The organism is Tersicoccus phoenicis (genome assembly GCF_001968835.1).
In the GTDB taxonomy this organism is placed as follows: domain Bacteria; phylum Actinomycetota; class Actinomycetes; order Actinomycetales; family Micrococcaceae; genus Tersicoccus; species Tersicoccus phoenicis.
Genome location: NZ_MRDE01000041.1, coordinates 1 through 370 on the forward strand (window position 1 = coordinate 1; position 370 = coordinate 370).

At 53.2% G+C, this 370-nt stretch carries 1 rRNA gene; it reads left to right on the plus strand.

Annotated elements, in window-relative coordinates:
* Positions 1 to 370, plus strand: a 23S ribosomal RNA gene (locus BKD30_RS07040); the annotation flags it as partial.

Genomic DNA, 370 nt, shown 5'->3' on the forward strand with positions numbered 1-370 from the left:
CACTTCAGTTGAAAATGGAGGGGATGAGCTGTGGGTAGGGGTGAAAGGCCAATCAAACTTCGTGATAGCTGGTTCTCCCCGAAATGCATTTAGGTGCAGCGTTGCGTGTTTCTTGCCGGAGGTAGAGCTACTGGATGGCTAATGGGCCCTACCAGGTTACTGACGTCAGCCAAACTCCGAATGCCGGTAAGTGAGAGCGCAGCAGTGAGACCGTGGGGAATAAGCTTCATGGTCGAGAGGGAAACAGCCCAGACCACCGACTAAGGCCCCTAAGCGTGTGCTAAGTGGGAAAGGATGTGGAGTTGCTTAGACAACCAGGAGGTTGGCTTAGAAGCAGCCACCCTTGAAAGAGTGCGTAATAGCTCACTGG